19 protein-coding genes and 1 tRNA gene are annotated in these 20,054 nt (G+C 63.1%); 10 read left to right on the top strand and 10 right to left on the bottom strand.

Going from position 1 to position 20,054, the window contains the following annotated elements:
- Positions 1–3 precede the first annotated feature (3 nt).
- Genes soxB through GEV01_RS22135 form a run of 4 tightly spaced genes read left to right on the top strand, consistent with a single transcriptional unit; the run spans position 4 to position 3,568 of the window.
- A complete protein-coding gene (gene soxB, locus GEV01_RS22150; RefSeq protein WP_152807697.1) occupies positions 4–1,722 on the top strand; it encodes a thiosulfohydrolase SoxB in 1,719 nt (572 codons plus the stop codon).
- A gap of 6 nt (positions 1,723–1,728) precedes the next feature.
- Positions 1,729–2,166 (top strand): thioredoxin domain-containing protein, encoded by a 438-nt coding sequence (locus tag GEV01_RS22145; protein ID WP_328595594.1) that lies wholly within the window; start codon positions 1,729–1,731, stop codon positions 2,164–2,166.
- A complete protein-coding gene (locus tag GEV01_RS22140; protein WP_152807696.1) occupies positions 2,163–3,146 on the top strand; it encodes an MBL fold metallo-hydrolase in 984 nt (327 codons plus the stop codon). Before GEV01_RS22145 ends, GEV01_RS22140 begins: the two co-directional genes overlap by 4 nt.
- A complete protein-coding gene (locus GEV01_RS22135; protein WP_152807695.1) occupies positions 3,143–3,568 on the top strand; it encodes a DsrE family protein in 426 nt (141 codons plus the stop codon). Before GEV01_RS22140 ends, GEV01_RS22135 begins: the two co-directional genes overlap by 4 nt.
- On the opposite strand, the gene GEV01_RS22130 is transcribed toward GEV01_RS22135, so the two are convergent.
- Entirely contained in the window at positions 3,558–4,025 is a 468-nt protein-coding gene (locus GEV01_RS22130; protein ID WP_008443694.1) for a MarR family winged helix-turn-helix transcriptional regulator, read from the bottom strand. The two genes, GEV01_RS22135 and GEV01_RS22130, sit on opposite strands and share 11 nt — an antisense overlap.
- 54 nt (positions 4,026–4,079) lie before the next feature.
- On the opposite strand from GEV01_RS22130, the gene GEV01_RS22125 reads away from it, so the two are divergent.
- From GEV01_RS22125 to GEV01_RS22105, 5 genes are all read left to right on the top strand, one after another.
- Positions 4,080–4,448, top strand: coding sequence for a VOC family protein (locus GEV01_RS22125; protein WP_152807694.1), 369 nt, complete (start codon positions 4,080–4,082; stop codon positions 4,446–4,448).
- Positions 4,449–4,530: 82 nt separating this feature from the next.
- Complete coding sequence (locus GEV01_RS22120; RefSeq protein ID WP_235914516.1) at positions 4,531–5,142, top strand: antitoxin Xre/MbcA/ParS toxin-binding domain-containing protein; 612 nt, start codon at positions 4,531–4,533, stop codon at positions 5,140–5,142.
- The gene (locus GEV01_RS22115) at positions 5,139–5,612 is read left to right on the top strand and encodes an RES family NAD+ phosphorylase (protein WP_152807692.1); all 474 of its coding nucleotides are present in this window, start codon (positions 5,139–5,141) and stop codon (positions 5,610–5,612) included. The genes GEV01_RS22120 and GEV01_RS22115 overlap by 4 nt, the downstream gene beginning before the upstream one ends.
- Before the next feature lie 521 nt (positions 5,613–6,133).
- Positions 6,134–7,114 carry a porin gene (locus tag GEV01_RS22110; RefSeq protein ID WP_235914513.1) on the top strand — a complete coding sequence of 327 codons (981 nt, stop codon included), beginning with the start codon at positions 6,134–6,136 and terminating at the stop codon, positions 7,112–7,114.
- A 93-nt stretch (positions 7,115–7,207) separates the two neighbouring features.
- A complete protein-coding gene (locus GEV01_RS22105; RefSeq protein ID WP_152807690.1) occupies positions 7,208–8,296 on the top strand; it encodes a type II asparaginase in 1,089 nt (362 codons plus the stop codon).
- A gap of 111 nt (positions 8,297–8,407) precedes the next feature.
- Here GEV01_RS22105 and GEV01_RS22100 read toward each other — a convergent pair.
- A tRNA-Arg gene (locus tag GEV01_RS22100) sits at positions 8,408–8,483 on the bottom strand.
- Positions 8,484–8,687: 204 nt separating this feature from the next.
- Between GEV01_RS22100 and GEV01_RS22095 the strand changes: the two genes are divergently transcribed.
- Entirely contained in the window at positions 8,688–9,245 is a 558-nt protein-coding gene (locus GEV01_RS22095) for a c-type cytochrome (protein WP_152807689.1), read from the top strand.
- Positions 9,246–9,300: 55 nt separating this feature from the next.
- Here GEV01_RS22095 and GEV01_RS22090 read toward each other — a convergent pair whose 3' ends face one another.
- From GEV01_RS22090 to GEV01_RS22055, 8 genes are all read right to left on the bottom strand, one after another.
- Entirely contained in the window at positions 9,301–10,629 is a 1,329-nt protein-coding gene (locus GEV01_RS22090; RefSeq protein ID WP_328595593.1) for a sigma-54-dependent transcriptional regulator, read from the bottom strand.
- 1 nt (position 10,630) lies between these two features.
- Positions 10,631–12,403, bottom strand: a complete 1,773-nt coding sequence (locus GEV01_RS22085) for a sensor histidine kinase (RefSeq protein ID WP_152807688.1) — start codon at positions 12,401–12,403, stop codon at positions 10,631–10,633.
- A gap of 22 nt (positions 12,404–12,425) precedes the next feature.
- Positions 12,426–13,217, bottom strand: a complete 792-nt coding sequence (locus tag GEV01_RS22080; RefSeq protein WP_152807687.1) for an ABC transporter ATP-binding protein — start codon at positions 13,215–13,217, stop codon at positions 12,426–12,428.
- 1 nt (position 13,218) lies between these two features.
- Positions 13,219–14,040 (bottom strand): ABC transporter permease, encoded by an 822-nt coding sequence (locus GEV01_RS22075; RefSeq protein WP_152807686.1) that lies wholly within the window; start codon positions 14,038–14,040, stop codon positions 13,219–13,221.
- Positions 14,041–14,052: 12 nt separating this feature from the next.
- Entirely contained in the window at positions 14,053–15,021 is a 969-nt protein-coding gene (locus GEV01_RS22070; protein ID WP_070268272.1) for an ABC transporter substrate-binding protein, read from the bottom strand.
- A 167-nt stretch (positions 15,022–15,188) separates the two neighbouring features.
- Positions 15,189–15,746: a hypothetical protein gene (locus tag GEV01_RS22065; RefSeq protein ID WP_152807685.1), complete on the bottom strand. Its 558-nt coding sequence runs from the start codon at positions 15,744–15,746 to the stop codon at positions 15,189–15,191.
- Positions 15,747–15,840: 94 nt separating this feature from the next.
- Entirely contained in the window at positions 15,841–17,907 is a 2,067-nt protein-coding gene (locus GEV01_RS22060; protein WP_328595592.1) for a M13 family metallopeptidase, read from the bottom strand.
- An 88-nt stretch (positions 17,908–17,995) separates the two neighbouring features.
- Positions 17,996–19,996 (bottom strand): M13 family metallopeptidase, encoded by a 2,001-nt coding sequence (locus tag GEV01_RS22055; RefSeq protein WP_175023193.1) that lies wholly within the window; start codon positions 19,994–19,996, stop codon positions 17,996–17,998.
- Between the last annotated feature and the right edge of the window lie 58 nt (positions 19,997–20,054).

The following is a 20,054-nucleotide window of genomic DNA, read 5'->3' as shown; positions in this document are numbered from 1 at the left end:
CCCATGCAACGACGCGAATTCATGCAAATGCTGGCCATCGCCAGCGCCGGCGGGCTGGCCTTGGCCGGCAAGGATGCGCTGGCGGCTACGCCCGGCGCCGCCGAGCAGCTATATGCGGTGCCGATGTTCGGCAACGTCAGCCTGCTGCACATCACCGATTGCCACGCCCAGCTGCGGCCTCTGTATTTCCGCGAACCCAGCGTCAACCTCGGCATCGGCGAGGCGGCCGGCAAGGCGCCGCACCTGGTGGGCGACGCCCTGCTCAAGCAGTTCAAGATCGCGCCGAAGACGGCGCGCGCACACGCGTTCACCTACCTCGATTTTGCCGCCGCCGCCAAGGTGTACGGCAAGGTAGGCGGCTTCGCCCATTTGTCCACGCTGGTCCAGCAGCTGCGCGCCAGCCGTCCGCATGCCGTGCTGTGCGACGGCGGCGACACCTGGCAGGGCTCGGCCACGGCGCTATGGACCAAGGGCCAGGACATGGTCGATGCCGCCAAGCTGCTCGGCGTGGAAATCATGGCCCCGCACTGGGAGTTCACGCTGGGCGCGCAGCGGGTGCAGGAAATCGTGCAGAAGGATTTCCAGGGCAAGGTGGATTTCGTCGCGCAGAATGTGGTGACGGCCGATTTCGGCGATGCCGTGTTCGCCCCCTACAGCTGGCGAGAAATGAACGGCGTGCCGGTGGCCGTGATCGGCCAGGCTTTCCCGTACACGCCGATCGCCAACCCGCGCTACCTGGTGCCGGACTGGAGCTTCGGCATTCAGGAAGAGCGCTTGCAGGCGCTGGTGAAGGAAGTGCGCGCCAAGGGCGCCAAGGTGGTGGTGCTGCTGTCGCACAACGGCATGGACGTGGACCTGAAGCTGGCCAGCCGTGTCAGCGGCATCGACGCCATTCTCGGCGGCCACACCCACGATGGCGTGCCGACGCCGGTGGTGGTGTCCAACCAGGGCGGCCAGACGCTGGTGACCAATGCCGGCTCGAACGGCAAGTTCCTCGGCGTGCTGGATTTCGACGTGCGCGACGGGCGCATCCAGGGCTACCAGTACCGCCTGCTGCCGGTGTTCTCCAATCTGCTGCCGGCCGACCGCGCCATGCAGGCGCACATCGACGCGGTGCGCGCGCCGTTCCGTGCCCGGCTGGATGAAACGCTGGCCGTCACCGAAGGCTTGCTGTACCGGCGCGGCAATTTCAACGGCAGCTGGGACCAGTTGATCGTCGACGGGCTACTGGCGGTCAAGGGTGCAGACCTGGCATTCTCGCCGGGCTTCCGCTGGGGCACGTCGCTGCTGCCGGGCGCCCCCATCACGCGCGGCGATTTGATGGACCAGCTGGCGATTACCTACCCGGCCACCACGCTGACCGAGATGACGGGCACTACCATCAAGACCATCATGGAAGATGTGTGCGACAACCTGTTCCACCCGGATCCCTACTACCAGCAAGGCGGCGACATGGTGCGGGTGGGCGGCATGAGCTACACCTGCACGCCGGCCGCAGCCACCGGCCGGCGCATCAGCGACATGCGGTTGAACGGCAAGCTGCTCGATGCGGACAAGATCTACAAGGTGGCGGGCTGGGCACCGGTGGCCGAGGGCGCCAGCGGCCCGCCGATCTGGGACGTGATGGAAACGTATCTGCGCGCCCACCCGGTGGTACGCGCGCGCCGTCCCGACCAGCCGACGCTGGTGGGCACGGCCGGCAATCCCGGCATGGCTGCCTGAGCTGCCGTGGCCGACGCTCAACACTCTCCCCTGTTGCCGCCGCTGCGCGATCTGCGGGCGGAACTGGCCGCGCTGGCGGCGTCACAGGCGGTGCTGGTGTTGCTGGTGTCGCGCCGGGACTGTCCGTATTGCCTGGAAGTGCGGCGCAACTATCTGGCGCCGCTGCTGCGCGAAGGCGATCCGCGCCTGGTGCTGCGCGAGCTGGAAAGCGATACGGTGGACCAGCTCATCGACGCGGCCGGACAGCAGCAGCCCATCGCCGAAGTGCTGCGCCAGCTGCATGTGACTTTCTTTCCCACGGTATTATTTCTCGGCAGCGGAGGCCGCACGCTGGCCGCCCCCTTGCCCGGTCTGGACCAGGCTGGCTTTTACGGCGCCTATCTGGAGGGCCGCCTGCAACAGGCGCAAGCCGCCGCCCTCGCCTCACCCAAGGAAACGATATGAATCATTTCCGCCGACTGCTCTCGCTGTTGCTACTGGCCGCGCTGTTGCCGGTGCTGCCGGCCCAGGCAGCGCCGGACATCGTCCTCAAGCCGGTCAAGGTCAGTCCCCATGTCTACTACTTCCAGGGCGAGGCCGGCATGGCCAGCCAGGCCAACAAGGGCTTCATGTCGAACGCCGGCTTTGTCGTCACCCCCGCCGGCGTGGTGCTGTACGACGCGCTGGCCACGCCGGCGCTGGGCGCCGCCATGCTGCGGGCGATCCGCCTGGTGACGAAGGCCCCGCTGAAGCTGGTAATCGTCGGGCATTACCACGCCGACCATTTCTACGGCCTGCAAGCCCTGCGTCAGCCCGGCGTGGTGATCGCCGCCCACCGCAACGGCCGCGACTACCTGCGCTCGGACCTGGCGCGCGAACGGCTGGCGCAACGCCGCGCCGAACTGGCGCCGTGGGTGAACGAGCAAACGGAACTGGTGTCGGCCGACCGCTGGCTGGACTTTGCCGACGGCCAGCCGTGGCGCTTCGAACTGGGCGGCCTGCACTTCCGCGTGATCGACAGCAGCGGCGCCCACTCGCCGGAAGACTTGCTGATGCTGGTGGAGGAAGACCACGTCCTGTTCGCAGGCGACCTGTTCTTCAGCGGCCGCCTGCCGTATGTCGGCGACGCGGACAGCAAACGCTGGCTGCAGGCGCTGGACCGCATGCTCGATGCGCAGCCGTCCGTGGTGATCCCCGGCCATGGCCCGGCCTCGCGCGCGCCGCGCCAGGACATGCTGCTGACCCAACGCTATCTGCGCTACCTGCGCGAACAGATGGGCAATGCCGTGCAGGAACTGCTATCCTTTGAAGAGGCCTATGCGCGCACCGACTGGTCCGCGTTCAAGGACTATCCGGCTTTCAGCCAGGCCAACCGGCTCAACGCCTATGGCACTTATCTGCTGATGGAAAAAGAATCTCTAGAAACTGGCAAGGAGTCCAAATGAAACTGTTCCGTATTTTGATGCTGCCCCTGCTGCTGCTGTGCGCCCAGGCCTCGCAGGCCGAGGCGCCGCGTGTGGAAAAAGTGGTCTATCACTTCAGCGAGGCCGGCAACGCCATGGGCGGCTTGCGCAACATCCGCAACCACCTGGACGCCAGTCCCAATGCACAGATCGTGGTCGTTGCGCTGGGCGGGGGCATCGATTTCCTGCTCGACGGTGAGAAGGACAAGAACGGCAATCCGTATGAAGTGGTGGTGCAGGAGCTGGCGGCCCGCCATGTGCAGTTCCGCGTCTGCAACAACACGCTGAAAGCGCGCAACCTCAGCAAGGACAAGGTGCTGCCGGAAGCGACCATCGTCCCATCCGGCGTGGCGGAAATCAGCCGCTTGCAGGCGCTGGAAGGCTATGCCTACATCAAGCCGTAGGTGTAGCGGCCTCGTCATCCAGCGCAGCTGCACACCGCTTGAGCAGCTCGCAAAGAAGCTGCGCCTCTTCATTTGACAGCGTGGAGAGCATCTTCCGCTCCACAGCGTCCGCAGCTTTCGCCCCCTCTGCGACGGCCTTTTGGCCCGTCGATGTCAGCTCAGTCATGATGACCCGGCCATGGTCCGGGTGCGGGCTACGCATAATCAGGCCACCGCGTTCAAGATTGACCAGAATTCCTTGCATGGTTTGCGGCGTCACGAACGCCGCGCGCGCTAACTCGGCATTCGAGATGCGCGGATTGCCCGCGACGGCAAGCAGGACGGCGTTCTGCGGTGCCGTGATGCCGACCCGCGCGAGTTCGGCATCCAGGCGTTGCCTCAACCGATGCTGCGTGATCTTGAGGTTGTAGCCGATCCAGTCGACTCCGCTGCGAGTTGCTTGCTTCGCTGTTGACATATCAGGGGCCTTACATTAACATCAGGACCCTTATATTACTCAATAGGAGTTCCTATGACAACCCCAATCGGCCCCGACTTCATTGCATTGCAAGTGCGGGACCTCGCCATCTCGCGCAAGTTTTACCTCGACATCTTCGGTTTCGAGGCCTCGGAGCACTGTCCTCCAGGTGCGGTGATTTTCAAGACTGAGCCTATCCCCCTGGCGCTGCGCGTGCCTCTGCGTGAGCTTCCTGAAACCGGGCCTCTCGGTGTCGGCATAGCACTCTGGATCGCGTGCGCCGACGCTGATGCATTGCACGACCTGGTCGTCCAGCGGGGCGGCGCGATTCTCAGCCCACTGGCCGATGGCCCCTTCGGTCGCTTCTTTGTCGCGGCTGATCCCGATGGTTACGCGATCACCTTCCATACGGCGCGTAAGTGACTCAGCACCCGTAGGCGTATTGAGTAATCCGGCATTCAGGCATACCATTTGACTGCATCAACTCAACCAAATGGATGACGCCATGAGTGCCGCAGATGATCCGAATGAGCCACGTCGGAGAAAAAGTCAGCTGACAAAACGCCCGACGAAAGGGGCTCCCAGCCAGATCACTATGTTCCCAGCCAAAAGGCACGCGTTGTGGAGTATGACAACGCCCACGATGAGAGGGACCGGTAAAGCCTCGCTTGGACAGCTCAGGGCACTCGTCACCCGCGTCCGTGAAGCCCCTGGAATTCAACTGTTCGACGCGGTCGAAGCTGGTGTTCCAACGGACGTGGTGAGACTGATTGCCAACGCAAGTGGTGAGCCTACCTCGGTAATCATGGGCTTGGCAGGCGTATCCCAGACTACGTTTGTACGCAACGAGGCCGCAAACAGGCCGCTGCCGGATGTGGCTGGCCATCGCATCATGGGCTATCTTCGCCTGCTCGCCACCTTGCGAAAAATGTTAGACGAGAGCGGCGACCCCGAACAAACGAAAAACTTCGACCTTGAAGCCTGGTTTGCACATTGGGTGCATGAGAAACTTCCGGAATTGGGAGGCAAGGCGCCCGCCGAGATGTTGCGTAATCCCGAAGGCCAACGTGCAGTCGAGCAGGTGCTTGAACGCATGAGGGGAGGACTGGCCGCATGACGGTCAGCTTATGGCGGATCGCTTCGGACACAACCTCCTGGACTGCGGAAGATATGGCCGGAAAAGGCGCCGCCCGCAGTGGGGCGCGGTGGAACCAGGTAGGCGAACATGTCACTTACGCTTCCACATCCATTTCGCTGGCCGCGTGGGAAACGCGCGCTCATTTTGCGCAAGGTATTGCACTGCCGTGGAATCGGATCCTGGTACGCATCGACGTGCCAGACGATATCTGGGCTGCCCGCGCAATAACACCCGGACCGTTGCCAGTTGGCTGGGACGTGGTTCCCGAGGGTATGGTATCCCGGGCGATCGGATCGGCCTGGTTAGCCAGTGGAGCAACAGCACTATTAGTTGTGCCATCCGTAATCATTAACGAGGAAGATAACGTCTTGATCAATCCCGCGCATCCGGATGCAACCAGACTGACGGTCGATCGGGTACGGCGATTCGTTTACGATCAGCGCGTTTAGCACTCCCCTCGCTCATGGCTGCGGCAACGAAATTTGATATTCAGCCCGAGGTCCGAGTATGACAATTCATACTCGGGCACCGGCTCCTGGCCCATACCCATCTCAAAAAACATCATGTAATCAATGGCTTGGTTCAACAGTCCGGCTTGCCATTCCTATGGCACGGATAGTGCTATCTCTGTTGTGAAAAGTATATTCGATGGCAGTCATGCGCTTCGAATCGCTTTTTCCTATAAATAAAACGGAGACAAAGAAAAATGAACAAAGTAATCCCCACCCAAACGCGCAGGCTAGCTTCCTGACGTAAGCGCCGGCACCGCCTGTCTGGCGGCGCCGCTTGCGCGCCACTCCATCGCTAACTCACGGCTGACCGAGCCCGGACCTTGCTCCCGCAGGTCCGGCGGGTATCGCTGCGCCCTCGATTTCCCAGGTGCGGCGTTCCAGTGTGCCCGGTCGCGTGGTTGTACCTATCGCACAATCTTATTGGATCGTTTATGAAAGCATCATTAGTAGCTGGTCTCTTGCTCGCCTCCGCAACCGGCGCCGCCTCGGCGCAATCCGGCATCACCGTCTACGGCATACTGGACGCAGGCATCGCCCGCGAAACAGGGGGCGCCGATGGCGCAGTCACCAAGCTGGCCACCGGCGTGCAATCCGGCAGCCGGCTGGGCTTCAAGGGGCAGGAAGACCTGGGCAATGGCATGAACGCCCACTTCGTGCTGGAGAACGGGCTCGATCTCGACACCGGCAAAGCGCGCCAGAACGGCGCCTTGTTCGGCCGCCATGCCTATGTCGGCCTGACTACCAGCGCCGGCACCATCAACCTGGGCCGTCAATGCAACCCGATCTTCATCGCGCTGGACGGTATCGATCCCTTTGAAACAGGCTTTACCGGCTCCGCCACCAATCTGATGAGCATCGGCACGGCACGCACCAATAACACCGTCAGCTATGCAACGCCTAAGCTGAATGGACTGTCGGCCACCGTGATGTATGGTTTTGGCGAACAGCCCGGCGATAGCACCTTGGGCCGTACCATCGCTTTTTCCATCGACTACGCCGCGGGCCCGTTGGTGGGAACCTTGGCATATGACAGCCTGAAGGTCACTTCTTTCAATACGCTGAAAGAGGTCCTGCTGGGCGCCAGCTACAACTTCGGCCCCGCGACAGTGCACGCCGCGTTTGAAACCGAAAAGAACGACATCGGCGGCGATTTCCGCGACTTCCTGCTGGGCGCCTCCGTGCCGTTCGGACAGGGCAAGCTGCTGGCCTCGTATGTGAAAAAGCAGGACCGTTCCGCGACCCAGCAAGGCGGACGACAGTTTGCGGTGGGTTATACCTACACGCTTTCCAAACGCACCAACCTCTACAGTTCATACGGCACCATCCGCAACGAGCTGGCCGCCACCAATGTGGTGGGCGATGCCTCCAGCGGCGGCAGCGCGCCGGCTGCTGGAAATGGATCGCGAGCACTGGCGGTCGGGATCCGACATAAGTTCTGACATCCCGGCGAATAAAACCCACAAAGCAGCACCGGGGTCTGGCCTCTTTCGGGATCAGACCCTGTCCATTACCTTATCTTTCTTGGAGACTCTATGTTCGTTCCTATTTCTTCCCGTGTATTGTCCGCGCTGTGCGCCCTGGCGCTGTTGGCCGGGGCCGTTCCAGCTGTCCGCGCCGCTGACGCCACGCCATCGGCTCATGTGACCATCCTGGCCACTGGCGGCACCATCGCCGGCAGCGGCGCCACCAGTACTACCACCGTCGGTTACACCGCCGCCACGGTCAGCGTCGATCGTCTGATCGCGGCCGTGCCGGAACTGGCCAAGGTGGCGCAAGTCAAGGGCGAGCAAGTGTTCCAGATCGCCAGCGAAAACATGAGCAACGAACACTGGCTGACGCTGGCGAAGCGCGTCAACACGCTGCTGGCCCAGTCCGACGTCGACGGCGTCGTCATCACCCACGGCACCGACACGCTGGAAGAAACCGCCTACTTCCTGGACCTGGTGGTCAAGAGCCGCAAGCCAGTAGTGCTGGTGGGCGCCATGCGTCCGGGCACCGCGCTGTCGGCCGACGGTCCGATCAACCTGTACAACGCGGTACTGCTGGCGGCCAGCAAGGAAGCCGTCGGTAAGGGCGTGTTGGTGGCGATGAACGACCAGATCCACGGCGCCCGCGACGTCACCAAGACCAACACCTCGACCCCGGACAGCTTCAAGACCCCGGAGCTGGGCATGCTGGGCTACTTCCAGGGCAACAAGCCTTACTTCTACCACGCGTCGACCCGCAAGCACACCGTCGACACCGAGTTTGACGTCAGCAAGCTCGACGCGCTGCCGCAAGTCGACATCGTCTACGGCTACGCCAACGTCAATCCGGTGGCGCTGAACGCTCTGGTGGCCGCAGGCGCCAAGGGCATCATCCACGCCGGCGTCGGCGACGGCAGCCTGGCGTCCAAGGTCGTGCCTTCGCTGACCGCAGCCCGCAAGCAAGGCGTGCTGATCGTGCGCTCGGCCCGCGTCGGCCAAGGCATCGTGGCGCGCAACGGCGAAGCCAACGATGATGAGCTGGACTTCGTGGTCTCCGATACGCTGAACCCGCAAAAAGCGCGCATCCTGCTGATGCTGGCCCTGACCCGGACCAACGACAGCAAGGAAATCCAGCGCATGTTCTACACCTACTAAAACTTGGGGAAGTCCGGGGGAAGATCCCCGGGCGCGACCTGGAATCATATCTTTGCCAAACGGCGAAGTTATGGTTCCAGTAACAAACTCATTGATTTACATGGGGAATTTTGGTGCGGCTGGCGGGGATCGAACCCACGACCCTTGGCTTCGGAGGCCAATACTCTATCCACTGAGCTACAGCCGCGCTGGGGGAATTTCTGAAGTGTGCCGTAGGATACCGTTTTTATCGAGGGCCGTCCATGGAAAGTGTCGTTTTGAGCATCTTTGCGTTTCCATGCAGGCATTTTTGAGTCTATAATCGCCCGTTTGGTGAAGGTTTTGCAAGGCAGCTGGTTGATCCATTTCTTCTCACGCCACCCGGCTTCGAAATTAGTCTGTTAAGGAAATCATGAGCGACGCACATAACGAACACGAATCCGCCATCAGAACGCCCAAGCAGCTTGTTGCTGCCGTTATCGGCTTCTTTGGAGTCACAGTAATCGGTATCATCCTGTTGGTGCAGTTCGTGACCGCAGACAAATTGACCGGCGCCGGCTCCAACAGCCAGGCCGCTGAAGAAATCGCCACCCGTATCGCTCCCGTCGCCGACGCCGGCTTTACCCTGAAAGACTCGAACGCGCCGAAAGTGCTGCAAACCGGCGAAGCCATCTACACCTCGACCTGCGCAGCCTGCCACGGCGCCGGTGTCGCCGGTGCGCCCAAGTTCGCCGACAGCGGCGCCTGGAGCGCCCGTATCGCCCAGGGCTACGACACCGTTGTCAAGCACGCCCTCGAAGGCCTGCGCGCCATGCCTGCCAAGGGCGGCAATCCGGATCTGGACGATGTCGAAGTCGCCCGCGCCGTGGTCTACATGGCCAACAAGGCCGGCGCCAAGTTCAAGGAACCTGAAGCTCCTGCGCCGAAAGCCGCAGCGGCCGCGCCAGAAGCTTCGGCACCAGCCAAGTAAGCATCCGCCTCTCCAGAAAAACCGGCCCCCAGCGGCCGGTTTTTTTACGCCCGGACTATTTGCGGCCGGCGGCGATCTGGTATTTCTTCAGCTTGTCGTAGAGGGTTTTGCGCGGCACCATCAGGTTGTCGGCCGCCAGCGCGACGTTGCCGTCGACGGCGGACAGCGCCTGCACGATCAGCTCGCGCTCGTGATGGTCGACCTGCTGCGGCAGCGACAGCACCCCGCCATCAAGCGCCGGCGCCGACACCGGCACGACCGGCGCGGCAGCGATGCCCAGCACCAGCCGCTCGGCGAAGTTGCGCAGTTCGCGCACATTGCCCGGCCAGTCCGCCGCCTGCCATTGCGCCATCTGCTGCGCGCTCCACGCCGGCAGCGGACGGTGGTAGCGGGCCGCCGCGTCGGCGGCGAAGTGGACCAGCAGCAGCGGGATGTCGTCGCGACGGTCGCGCAGGCGCGGCAGGGCTATGCTGACCACGCTGAGGCGGTAGTACAGGTCTTCGCGGAACTGGCCCTGCACGCTTAACTGTAATAGATCAAGTTTGGTCGCGGCGACCACTGTGCAATCGAGCGCGACCGTCTCATTGGCGCCCAATCTTTCCACTCGCCGCTCCTGCAGCACGCGCAGCAATTTGACCTGCAAGGCCATCGGCATGCTTTCGATCTCGTCGAGAAAGACGGTGCCGCCCTGCGCGTACTCCAGCTTGCCGATGCGGCGCTTCTGCGCGCCGGTGAAGGCGCCCGCCTCGTGGCCGAAGATTTCGCTTTCAAACACCGACTCCGGCAGCGCGCCGCAGTTGATGGCGACGAAGTTGCCCTTGCGGCCGCTGGCCGCGTGCAGCAGGCGCGCGGCCACTTCCTTGCCGGTGCCGGTCTGGCCGTTGATCAGCACGTCCACGCCGGCCGGGGCGATGTTGCGTATCAGGATTTTCAACTGCTCGATGGCGGCCGAGCGTCCGACCAGGTCCGGCACGTCGGGATGCTGGGCGCGGGCGGTGCGCAGTTGGCGGTTTTCCAGCACCAGCCGGCGGCGCTCCTGGGCTCGCTTCACTGCGTCCAGCAGACGCTCGGCGGCGAACGGTTTTTCGATGAAGTCGTAGGCGCCGCTGCGCATCGCGGCCACCGCCATCTCGACATCGCCGTGGCCGGTGACTACGATCACCGGCAACTCCGCATCCATCGCGGCAGCCTGCGCCAGCAGCTCCAGGCCGGAGCGGCCAGGCAGCCGCACGTCGGTGACGATCACGCCGGGATAGTCGGCGCGCAGCAGCGCCTGCGCTTCCTCGGCGCTGGCGCAGGCCTGCACGCTGAAGCCGCCAAGTTCCAGCGTCTGGCTGGTGGCCAGGCGCAGCGCGGCTTCGTCTTCGATCAAAATAGCCTGCACGTCATACTCCCTCGGTTTGCAGCGGCAGGCGCAGCTCGAAGCGCGCGCCGCCGCCGACTTGATTGTGTGCCGTCAATTGGCCGTTCATGGCCTGCACGATGGACGACGAGATCGCCAGCCCCAGTCCCAATCCCTTGCCGGACGGCTTGGTGGTGAAGAACGGTTCGAACAGATGCGCCACCACCTGCTCCGGTATGCCTTCGCCACTGTCGCTGATGCTGACCAGCGCGCAAGCGCCATCACGCTCCAGGCCGATGACGACCACGCGCCGTTCGGCCGTCTCCACAGCGTCGAGCGCGTTGCGTAGCAGGTTGATCAGCACCTGTTCGATGCGCACGCTGTCGCCCGTCACCCTGATGCCGTCGGACGCGGCGATCTCTAGCGCGACGGCGTGGCGGCGGAATTCGCTCTCCAGCAAAAACGCCGAAGCCCGCACCGACGCCGCCAGGTCGACCGTGGCCACCGTTTCATCCTTGCGCGCAAAGCCCTTCAGCTGGCCGATGATGGCGCCCATGCGCGCGCTGGCCTCGCTGATATGGCCGAGGTTGCCCGCGACCTGCTCGCCCTGCCCGCGCTCCAGGAACACGCGGGCATTGTCGGCGAAGGCGCGGATTGCGGCCAGCGGCTGGTTCAGTTCATGGGTGATGCCTGCCGCCATCTGTCCCAGCATCGCCAGCTTGCCCGCCTGGACCAGCTCGTTCTGCGTGGAGCGCAGCAGGTGTTCGGTTTCCTGCAGCTTGGCGTACTTGCTCTCCAGATGCTGGTTGGTGGTGCGCAGCTGCTGCGTGCGTTCGACGATCTTGTCGTCCAGCTCGGCGGCCGCCTGCCGCAGCGCGGCGGCCGAGGCCATGCGTTCCTCCAGGCGACGGCGGCGCTGGTGCAGCGCCCAGCTCGATACGGCGGCGCAGGCCAGCAGCAGCATGGCGGCGGCGGCCCATTGCACGCCGGCGCGCAGCACGCGCGACTGCCCGGGGAACAGCATCAGCTGCCAGCCCAGCTGGCCCACCGATTGCGTGACGAACAGGTCGGCATGTCCGCTCAGCGGCGTGATCTTCTGCCCCGTGTATTGCTGGGTGTGCGCCAGTTGGCGTTCGGTGGCCGCGTCCAGCGCGTGCAGGCTGCGGTAGATCCAGTCCGGGCGGTTGCTGAGGAAGATCACGCCACTGCTGTCGGCCAGCGCGATGGTGTCGTCGCTGCTGCGCCAGGTACGTTCGAAATCGGCCAGGCTGATCTTCACCGCGACCACGCCGGCGACCGGCCCGCCCGCCGTGCCGTTGCGATACACCGGCTGAGCGATGAAGTAACCAGCCTCGCTGGTGCTGGTGCCGATGCCGTAGAAGCGCCCCGCCCTGCCGTGCAGCGCGGCGTCGAAGTAAGGCCGGTAGGAAAAGTTCTTGCCGACGAAGCCCAACGGCTGGTCCCAGTTGCTGGCGCCTATGGTCAGGCCGTCGCGGTCCATCACGTAGATGGCGCCCACCTTGGCCTGCTGCTGGATGGTTTGCAGCGTGCTGTTGAGGCGGGTGATCGCCGGCGCATCGGACGGATGCGCCAGCGCTTCGATCAGGTCGGGCTGGAAGCCCAGCACGAAAGGCAGGGTTTCATATTTTTGCAGCAGCGTCTGCAGGTCCGGCGCCATCAGTTGCAGTTGGCGCTGGCCCTGCTGCCGTAGCTCTTCGCGCGCGCGCCAGGTGCCGGCCAGGTAGGAGCCGGCGATCACGCCCAACGCGCATGCGAACGTGAAGACAAACAGCAGCAGGTTTTTTTGGGCGCGCATACGCAGATTCTACTGCACCTGCTCAGTCCACCGCCGCCATGCGCATCTCGTCGTTGTGATGGCGCTGCTGCTCTTCCATCACCAGCTGGCCCAGCTCGCGCTTGAGGGCGTTGAACTCGGCGGCGGACGGGTCGCGCAGGCGCGGCAAGTCCACCATCAAGTCGCGCTTGACGGTGCCGGGACGGTAGGTCATGACGACGATGCGGTCGGCCAGGTAGATCGCTTCCTCGATGCTGTGGGTGACGAAGATGATGGTCTTCTTCAGCTCGGCCCAGATGCGCAGCAATTCATCTTGCAGGTTGCGGCGGGTCAGCGCGTCTAGCGCGCCGAAGGGTTCGTCCATCAGCATGATCGGCGAGTCGAGCGCCAGCACGCGGGCGATGGCAACCCGCTGGCGCATGCCGCCGGACAGGTCTTTCGGGAAGCGGTGCTTGAAGTCGCTCAGCGACAGCATGCCCAGCAGCTGGTCGACCTTGGCCGCGATCTCGGCCTGCGGCATGCCTTTGATTTCCAGGCCGAAGGCGATGTTCTTTTCCACCGTCATCCAGGGGAACAACGCGTACTCCTGGAACACCATGCCGCGTTCCGGGCCGGGGCCGGTGACGAGCTTGCTGTCGGCGGTGATGGTGCCGGACGATGGCAGCGAGAAGCCGGCGATCGCGTTCAGCAGCGTGGACTTGCCGCAGCCCGATGGCCCGAGCAGGCAGACGAACTGGCCTTGCGGGATGTCGAGGTTGATGTCCTTGAGGGCGATCACTTCGCGGCTGTCGGTCTTGAAGACCTTGTTGACGGCTTTGACTTCGATATGGGTCATCTTAATTCTCCAGGCCGCGGTGCCAGCGCAGCAAATGATTGTTCAGTTTGTTCATGCCGACGTCGATGACCAGGCCCAGCAGGCCGATGCTGATCATGCCGGCGATGATTTTGTCGGACCAGAAGTATTCGCGCGCTTCGAGGATGCGGAAGCCGAGGCCGTTGTTCACGGCGATCATCTCCGAGACGATGACCACGATGAAGGCGGTGCCGATGCCGATCCGCACGCCGGACAGGATGTAGGGCACGGCGGCCGGCAGCATCACGCGGACAAACATGGTGCGCTGGCTGACGCCGAGGTTGCGGGCGGCGCGGATGTAGATGCCGTCCACCTGGCGCACGCCGGCGATGGTGTTGACCAGCACCGGGAAGAACGCCCCCAGCGCGATCAGGAACACGGCCGGCGCATTGCCCAGACCGAACCACAGTATGGCCAGCGGAATGTAGGCGATAGGCGGAATCGGCCGCAGCACCTGCATCAGCGGATTGAACCAGGCGTACATGCGCTGGCTCGATCCCATCAGCAGGCCCAGCGGCAAGGCCAGACCGGCGCCGATGGCGAAGCCGACCACCACGCGGTACATGCTGCTGAAGGTGTCGCCCAGCAGCTCGCCGGACAGCGCCCAGCTCAGCCACGATTGCGCGGCCGGATCGTAGGCGGTCAGCGGCAGCAGGTATTCGATCCACTTGTGCACCACCGCGAACGGCGATGGCAGCACTTGCGGATTGATCCAGCCCAGCATGGCGCTGGCTTGCCAGAAGGCGATGATAACAATGGGCACAACCGCGCCCGAGGCGGCTTGCCGCCAGTCTTGCTTGCTCATGGTGTGTCTCCGTTATTGAATGCTGAGGCTTTTCTTGGCCGCTTCCAGCAGGTCGGTCTTGACCCAGTCCTTGGCCACCGGCGCGGCGCGCATCTTGCCGGTGCCGTGCTTTGCCATCACGTCGGTAGTAATCTGGATGTGCTCGGGGCTGATGTCGTAGCTGTACGGCGAGTTGCTGATGGCGTCGTCGAAATCGTCCTTGGTGATCTGGTTCTTGAAGATCACTTCGCGCACGTATTTCTCGGCGACCGGCTTGTTGTCGATGAACAGCTTGGTGGCCTGCACGAAGCAGTTCATGAACTTGGCGGCGGTGGCGCGGTGTTCCTTGTAGAACTTCTCGCTCATCACCATGGTGCGCACCGGTGCGCCGATCGGCGTGTCGTAGGGCTTCATCACTTCCACGCCGTAGCCTTTGTTGATGGCTTGCGACGACTGCGGTTCGCTCTGCATGATGGCGTCGAGGTTCTTGCCCATCAGCGCCTGGTTGAGGTCGGCGAACGCCAGGAACACCAGTTGCACATCCTTGCCGGGCTGGTCGGACGCGGTCAGGCCGGCCTGGGCCAGTTCGGCGATCAGCAGCACCTCGTGGATGCCGCCGCGCGTGACGCCGACGCGCTTGCCCTTCAAATCCTTGATGGCCTTGATGTTGCTGTCGGGACGGGCGACCAGGCGCGCGCCGCCCTTGGCGAAGCCGGCCACCACGTAGATCGGCGCACCGTTGGCGCGGCCGGAGATGGCGGCCTCGGAAGCGGTGGCGCCGACGTCGAGCTCGCCGGCCAGGATGGCCTGCATCACGTCCGGGCCTTTGGCGAAGACGTGCTCCTCCACCTTGATGCCGCACTTGGGCGCGATTTCCTTGATGTACGAGACGGCGCCGTAATGGGCGAACTTGAGGTTGCCGAGGCGGACCACTTCCTGCGCTTGCGCACCGGACGCGGCGGCCAGCGCGAGGGCCAGCGATAACAGACGGAACTTGGACATGCGTGTCTCCTTTGCGGTTGTAGTTACCGGGAGGCATTGCAGCTTCCGTGCCAAGCACGGGCTGCGGTTCAAGTCCTTGATTTGTAAGGGGGTGCGCGGAAAGTGGAACGCGGTTCAGGCGGAAAACCGCATGAACCGGATACTGCTTATGCGGAAATCCGCCAGGCTCAGCTGCACAGGCCGAAGGCCTTGCGGTCGACGAAGTAGCGGTAGGTGAAGGTACGCATCGGGTACTTGGTCAGCGCGATCTCGAAGGCGGGCGGCACGACGTCGAAACGCTCGGGCAGTTTTTCCTTCACGCGCAGGCGCACGCGCCAGATCGTATCGTCGCTGGTGGCGCCGGCGACCAGCATGTCCGGCACCTTGGGGATCACGTCGACGATTTCCGGCCGTGAGTTGGTCGCGCGCTGGTAGAAGCTGACCAGTTCGGCCTTGGCCAGCACCGCTCCCTTGGGCGCGGTGACGTGGTATTCGCGGGACAGGAACATGGCGCGCTCGCCGCGCGGCACCAGGTAGACAAAGGTGAACTCGGCGCCGCCATCCGGCAGCGTTACGGGCGGCGTGGTCGACACGCTGATCCCGCGCGGCAGCTCATAGCGCGAGCCCTCCTGCCAGGCGGAGCACTCCGGCGTCTTGGCCATGTAGACATCGACAGGCTTGAACGAATCGCCGCAAGCGGCCAGCAGCAGGGGCAAAACAATGAGTGCGGAATAACGCAAGCGCATGAGGGTACCGGTTTCTTATAAATCGAAGTCCGTAGTTTACTCTGAAATGAAAAAGGGCCGCATCGCTGCGGCCCTTTCTTGCGCTATGTGGTGATTACCACATGATCACGCGGTCTTTTGGTTCCAGGTACATCTTGTCGCCCGGCTTCACGTTGAAGGCGTCGTAGAAGCCTGGCTGGTTGCGCATCGGGCCGTTCGCGCGGAACTGGCCTGGCGAGTGCGGATCGGTCTTGATCTGAACGATCTGCTGCGCTTCGCGCATCTTCAAACGCCATACCTGCGCAAAGCCCATGTAGAAGCGCTGGTCGCCGGTCAGGCCGTCGATGACAGGGGCTTCCTTGCCGCCCAGCGACAGCTTGTAAGCCTTGTACGCAATCGCGATGCCGCTGTTGTCGGCAATGTTCTCGCCCAGGGTCAGCTCGCCGTTGACGTGGTAGCCAGGCAGCGGGCTGAACTGGTTGTACTGCTCCACCAGCATCTTGGTCTTGGCCGCGAAGTTCTTGTGGTCCGCAGCGGTCCACCAGTCACGCAGATTGCCGTCGCCGTCGTACTGTGCGCCCTGGTCGTCGAAGCCGTGGCTGATTTCGTGGCCGATCACGCCGCCGATGGCGCCGTAGTTGACCGCGTCGTCCGCGTCAGCATTGAAGAACGGTGCCTGCAGGATCGATGCCGGGAACACGATCTCGTTCATCTCCGGGTTGTAGTAGGCGTTGACGGTTTGCGGCGTCATGCCCCACTCTTCGCGGTCGATCGGCTTGCCCAGCTTGGCCAGTTCCTTGTTGTACTCGAACTCGCGCGAACGGATCACGTTGCCAACCAGGTCGTCCTTGGAAACGACCAGCTTGGAGTAATCGCGCCAGTGGTTCGGGTACGCGATCTTGGTGGTGAACTTGGCCAGCTTCTCTTGCGCCTGTTTCTTGGTGACTGGGCTCATCCAGTCCAGCTGGTCGATGCTGGTCTTGTACGAAGCCAGCAGGTTGTTCACCAGCGTTTGCATGCGCGCCTTGCGCTCGGCCGGGAAGTTTTGCTCGACGTAGATCTTGCCGACGGCTTCGCCCAGCGCGCCTTCGGTGACGGATACGCCGCGCTTCCAGCGTGGACGCTGTTCGGTAACGCCGCTCAGCACGGTGCCGTAGAAGGCGAAGTTTTCATCGACGTAAGCTTTGTTCAGGTAAGGTGCGCCCGAACGCAGCAGATGCCAGCGGAAGTAGGATTTCAGCGTGTCCAGATCGGTCTTGGCCAGCAGCGCGGTCATGCCCTTCAGGTAGCTAGGCTGGCCGACGATCACGTACTTGACCTTGCCGGTGATGCCGGCGTCGGCCAGGTAGGCGTTCCAGTCGTAGCCCGGCGCGACCTTGCCCAGCTTGGCGATGTCGACCTTGTTGTAGGCCTTGACCGGGTCGCGCAGTTCGACCTTGGTCCACTGGATCTTGGCCAGCTCTTTTTCGAACGCCACGATGGCGTGGGCGGTGAGGGCGCCGTGCGCGTCGCCCGCCATGGTCAGCATCTTGGCGATGTGCAGTTCATACTTGGCCAGCGCGTCGGCCATCTTCTGGTCGTCGGCTTTCAGGTAGTAGTCGCGGTCAGGCAGACCCAGACCATCCTGGCCGAAATCGACCACATATTTGGTCGAATCCTTGTTGTCCTGGTGGATGCCGTAGCCGTAAGGCGCGGTCACACCGATCTTGTTCAGGTGCGAGATCAGCGCCGGCAGCTGCTTCTTGTTCGACACGGCAGCGATCTTCGCCAGTTCCGCGTTCAGCGGGGTCAGGCCCAGCTGTTCCAGCTTGGCTTCGTCCATGAAGCTGCTGTAGAAGTCGCCGATGCGCTGGGCTTCAGGGCCGCCGGCCTTGTTGGCGGCGGCGCCTTCGATGATGGCGCGCAGCTGCGGCTGGATGTCGTCGCGCAGCTTGGCAAACGAGCCCCAGCTCGCTTTGTCAGCCGGGATTTCGGTCGTGGCCAGCCATTTGCCGTTCATGTGGATGAACAGGTCGTCCTGCGCGCGTACCGCTGGATCGATGTATTCCACCGCAATGCCGGAAACCAGCTTGCCATTTGCTACTTGGGCGCTGGCCGGAGCTGCACTTGTGGTGCTGTCGGCGGCGCCCGCCAGGCCTGCGATCAGGCTCAGGGTCAATGCACTTACGAGATGACGTTTCACGAAAATATCCTCTTGATTGTATAAAGGCCAATCCACGATGTTTGGCCCTGTTGCGCTTTATATCACAGGGCCGCTACCGCATAAAGTGTTACCACATGTTGACGCGGTCTTTTGGCGCCAGATACATCTTGTCGCCCGGTTTTACGCCAAAAGCGTTGTAAAAACCCGGCTGATTGCGCACCGTGCCGTTGGCGCGGAACTGGTCCGGCGAGTGCGGGTCGGATTTGAGGTAAACGATTTGCTGGGCGTCACGAATCTTGCTGCGCCACACCTGGCCGAAGCCCATGTAGAAGCGCTGCTCGCCGGTCAGGCCGTCGATCACCGGCGACGGCTGGCCGTTGAGCGAAATCCGGTAAGCCTTGAGCGCGATCGCCGCGCCCGAGTTGTCGGCGATGTTCTCGCCCAGGGTCAGCTCGCCGTTGACGTGGTAGCCCTTGACCGGGCTGAAGGCGTTGTACTGCTTGACCAGCATCTTGCTCTTGGCGGCGAAGTTCTTGTGGTCGGCCTTGGTCCACCAGTCGCGCAGATTGCCGTCGCCGTCGTACTGGGCGCCCTGGTCGTCGAAGCCGTGGCTGATCTCGTGGCCGATCACCGCGCCGATGGCGCCGTAGTTGACGGCGTCGTCCGCGTCGGCGTTGAAGAACGGCGGTTGCAGGATGGCGGCCGGGAACACGATCTCGTTCAACTCGGGGTTGTAGTAGGCGTTGATGGTTTGCGGCGTCATGCCCCATTCATCGCGGTCGATAGGCTTGCCGAGCTTGTTCACTTCCTTGTTGTAGTCGAACTCGCGCGAGCGCTGGATATTGCCGACCAAATCATCCTTGGCCACCACCAGCGGCGAGTAGTCGCGCCATTTGTTCGGATAGCCGATCTTGACCATGAACTTGGCCAGCTTGGCCTGCGCCTGTTCCTTGGTGGCCGGGCCCATCCAGTCCAGCGTGGTGATGCTTTGCTTGAAGGCCGCCAGCAGGTTCTGCACCAGCACCTCCATGCGCTCCTTGCGTTCGGCCGGGAAATGCTGCGCCACGTACAGCTTGCCCAGGCTCTCGCCCAGTGCGCCGTCGGTGGCGTTGACCGCGCGCTTCCAGCGCGGCTGCTGTTCCTTGATGTCGCTGAGCACGGTGCCGTAGAAGGCGAAGTTCTCCAGCGCGAAATCCTTCGACAGATACGAGGCGTTGGCGTGGATCACTTGCCAACGGAACCAGGCTTGCCAGGTCGCCAGCGGCGTCTTGTTCAGCACCTGGTTGAAGCCGGTGATGAAGCTGGGCTGGCTGACGATGACGTAGTCGACCTTGCCGGCGATGCCGGTGTCCTTGAGCCAAGTGGTCCAGTCGTAGCCGGGCGCCAGCTTGGACAGTTTATCCAGCGGCACCTTGTTGTAGGCCTTGACCGGATCGCGCAGCTCGACCTTGGTCCACTGGACTTTCGCCAGCTCGGTCTCCAGCGCCACGATGGCCTTGGCGTCGGCCACCGCGTTGGCGTTGCCGGCCAGGGTCAGCATTTTGGTCACGTGCTGCTCGTACTTGGCCAGGGTGTCGGCCATCTTCTTGTCCGACTTTTTCAGGTAGTAGTCGCGGTCCGGCAGGCTCAGGCCGTCCTGGACGATGTCGGCCACGTACTTGGTCGAATCCTTGTTGTCCTGGTGGATGGCGAAGCCGTAGGGCGCGGTGACGCCGTAGCGGTTGAAGTGGGCGATCAGGGCCGGGATGTCTTTCTTGTCCTTCAGTGCGGCCACGCGGTCCAGCTCGGCGCGCAGCGGGCTCAGGCCCAGCTGCTCCAGTTTGGCTTCGTCCATGTAGCTGGCGAAGAAATCGCCGATGCGCTGGGCGTCCGAGCCCGGCGTCTTGTTCGGATCGGCGGCGGCCGCTTCGATGATGGCGCGCAGCTGCGGCTTGGTGTCGTCGTCCAGCTTTTCAAACGAGCCCCAGCTCGACTTGTCGGCCGGGATCTCGGTCTTGGCCAGCCACTTGCCGTTCAGGTTGAGGAAGAAGTCGTCCTGCGGGCGGACGGCGGCGTTGATTTCGGCCAGGTCGACGCCCGAGGTTTTTTGCTGTGCCTGGACGCCGGCCGAAGCCAGCAGCGCCAACATCAGCGCGCTTAACAGATGTGCTTTCAAGTCTATCTCCATGGTTGTATAGGCTAGGCTT

Origin of the sequence: Rugamonas rivuli, assembly GCF_009380165.1 — a bacterium.
GTDB lineage: Bacteria > Pseudomonadota > Gammaproteobacteria > Burkholderiales > Burkholderiaceae_D > Rugamonas > Rugamonas rivuli.
The sequence above is the reverse complement of the archived record's forward strand: the minus strand, read 5'-3'. Positions and strand labels throughout refer to the sequence as shown.

Bases quoted from the DNA above. Each gene is read 5' to 3' on its own strand.
- soxB (WP_152807697.1), top strand. From the start codon at position 4: ATGCAACGACGCGAATTCATGCAAATGCTGGCCATCGCCAGCGCCGGC.
- GEV01_RS22140 (WP_152807696.1), top strand. From the start codon at position 2,163: ATGAATCATTTCCGCCGACTGCTCTCGCTGTTGCTACTGGCCGCGCTG.
- GEV01_RS22135 (WP_152807695.1), top strand. From the start codon at position 3,143: ATGAAACTGTTCCGTATTTTGATGCTGCCCCTGCTGCTGCTGTGCGCC.
- GEV01_RS22130 (WP_008443694.1), bottom strand. From the start codon at position 4,025: ATGTCAACAGCGAAGCAAGCAACTCGCAGCGGAGTCGACTGGATCGGC.
- GEV01_RS22125 (WP_152807694.1), top strand. From the start codon at position 4,080: ATGACAACCCCAATCGGCCCCGACTTCATTGCATTGCAAGTGCGGGAC.
- GEV01_RS22120 (WP_235914516.1), top strand. From the start codon at position 4,531: ATGAGTGCCGCAGATGATCCGAATGAGCCACGTCGGAGAAAAAGTCAG.
- GEV01_RS22115 (WP_152807692.1), top strand. From the start codon at position 5,139: ATGACGGTCAGCTTATGGCGGATCGCTTCGGACACAACCTCCTGGACT.
- GEV01_RS22105 (WP_152807690.1), top strand. From the start codon at position 7,208: ATGTTCGTTCCTATTTCTTCCCGTGTATTGTCCGCGCTGTGCGCCCTG.
- GEV01_RS22095 (WP_152807689.1), top strand. From the start codon at position 8,688: ATGAGCGACGCACATAACGAACACGAATCCGCCATCAGAACGCCCAAG.
- GEV01_RS22085 (WP_152807688.1), bottom strand. From the start codon at position 12,403: ATGCGCGCCCAAAAAAACCTGCTGCTGTTTGTCTTCACGTTCGCATGC.
- GEV01_RS22080 (WP_152807687.1), bottom strand. From the start codon at position 13,217: ATGACCCATATCGAAGTCAAAGCCGTCAACAAGGTCTTCAAGACCGAC.
- GEV01_RS22075 (WP_152807686.1), bottom strand. From the start codon at position 14,040: ATGAGCAAGCAAGACTGGCGGCAAGCCGCCTCGGGCGCGGTTGTGCCC.
- GEV01_RS22070 (WP_070268272.1), bottom strand. From the start codon at position 15,021: ATGTCCAAGTTCCGTCTGTTATCGCTGGCCCTCGCGCTGGCCGCCGCG.
- GEV01_RS22065 (WP_152807685.1), bottom strand. From the start codon at position 15,746: ATGCGCTTGCGTTATTCCGCACTCATTGTTTTGCCCCTGCTGCTGGCC.
- GEV01_RS22055 (WP_175023193.1), bottom strand. From the start codon at position 19,996: ATGTTGGCGCTGCTGGCTTCGGCCGGCGTCCAGGCACAGCAAAAAACC.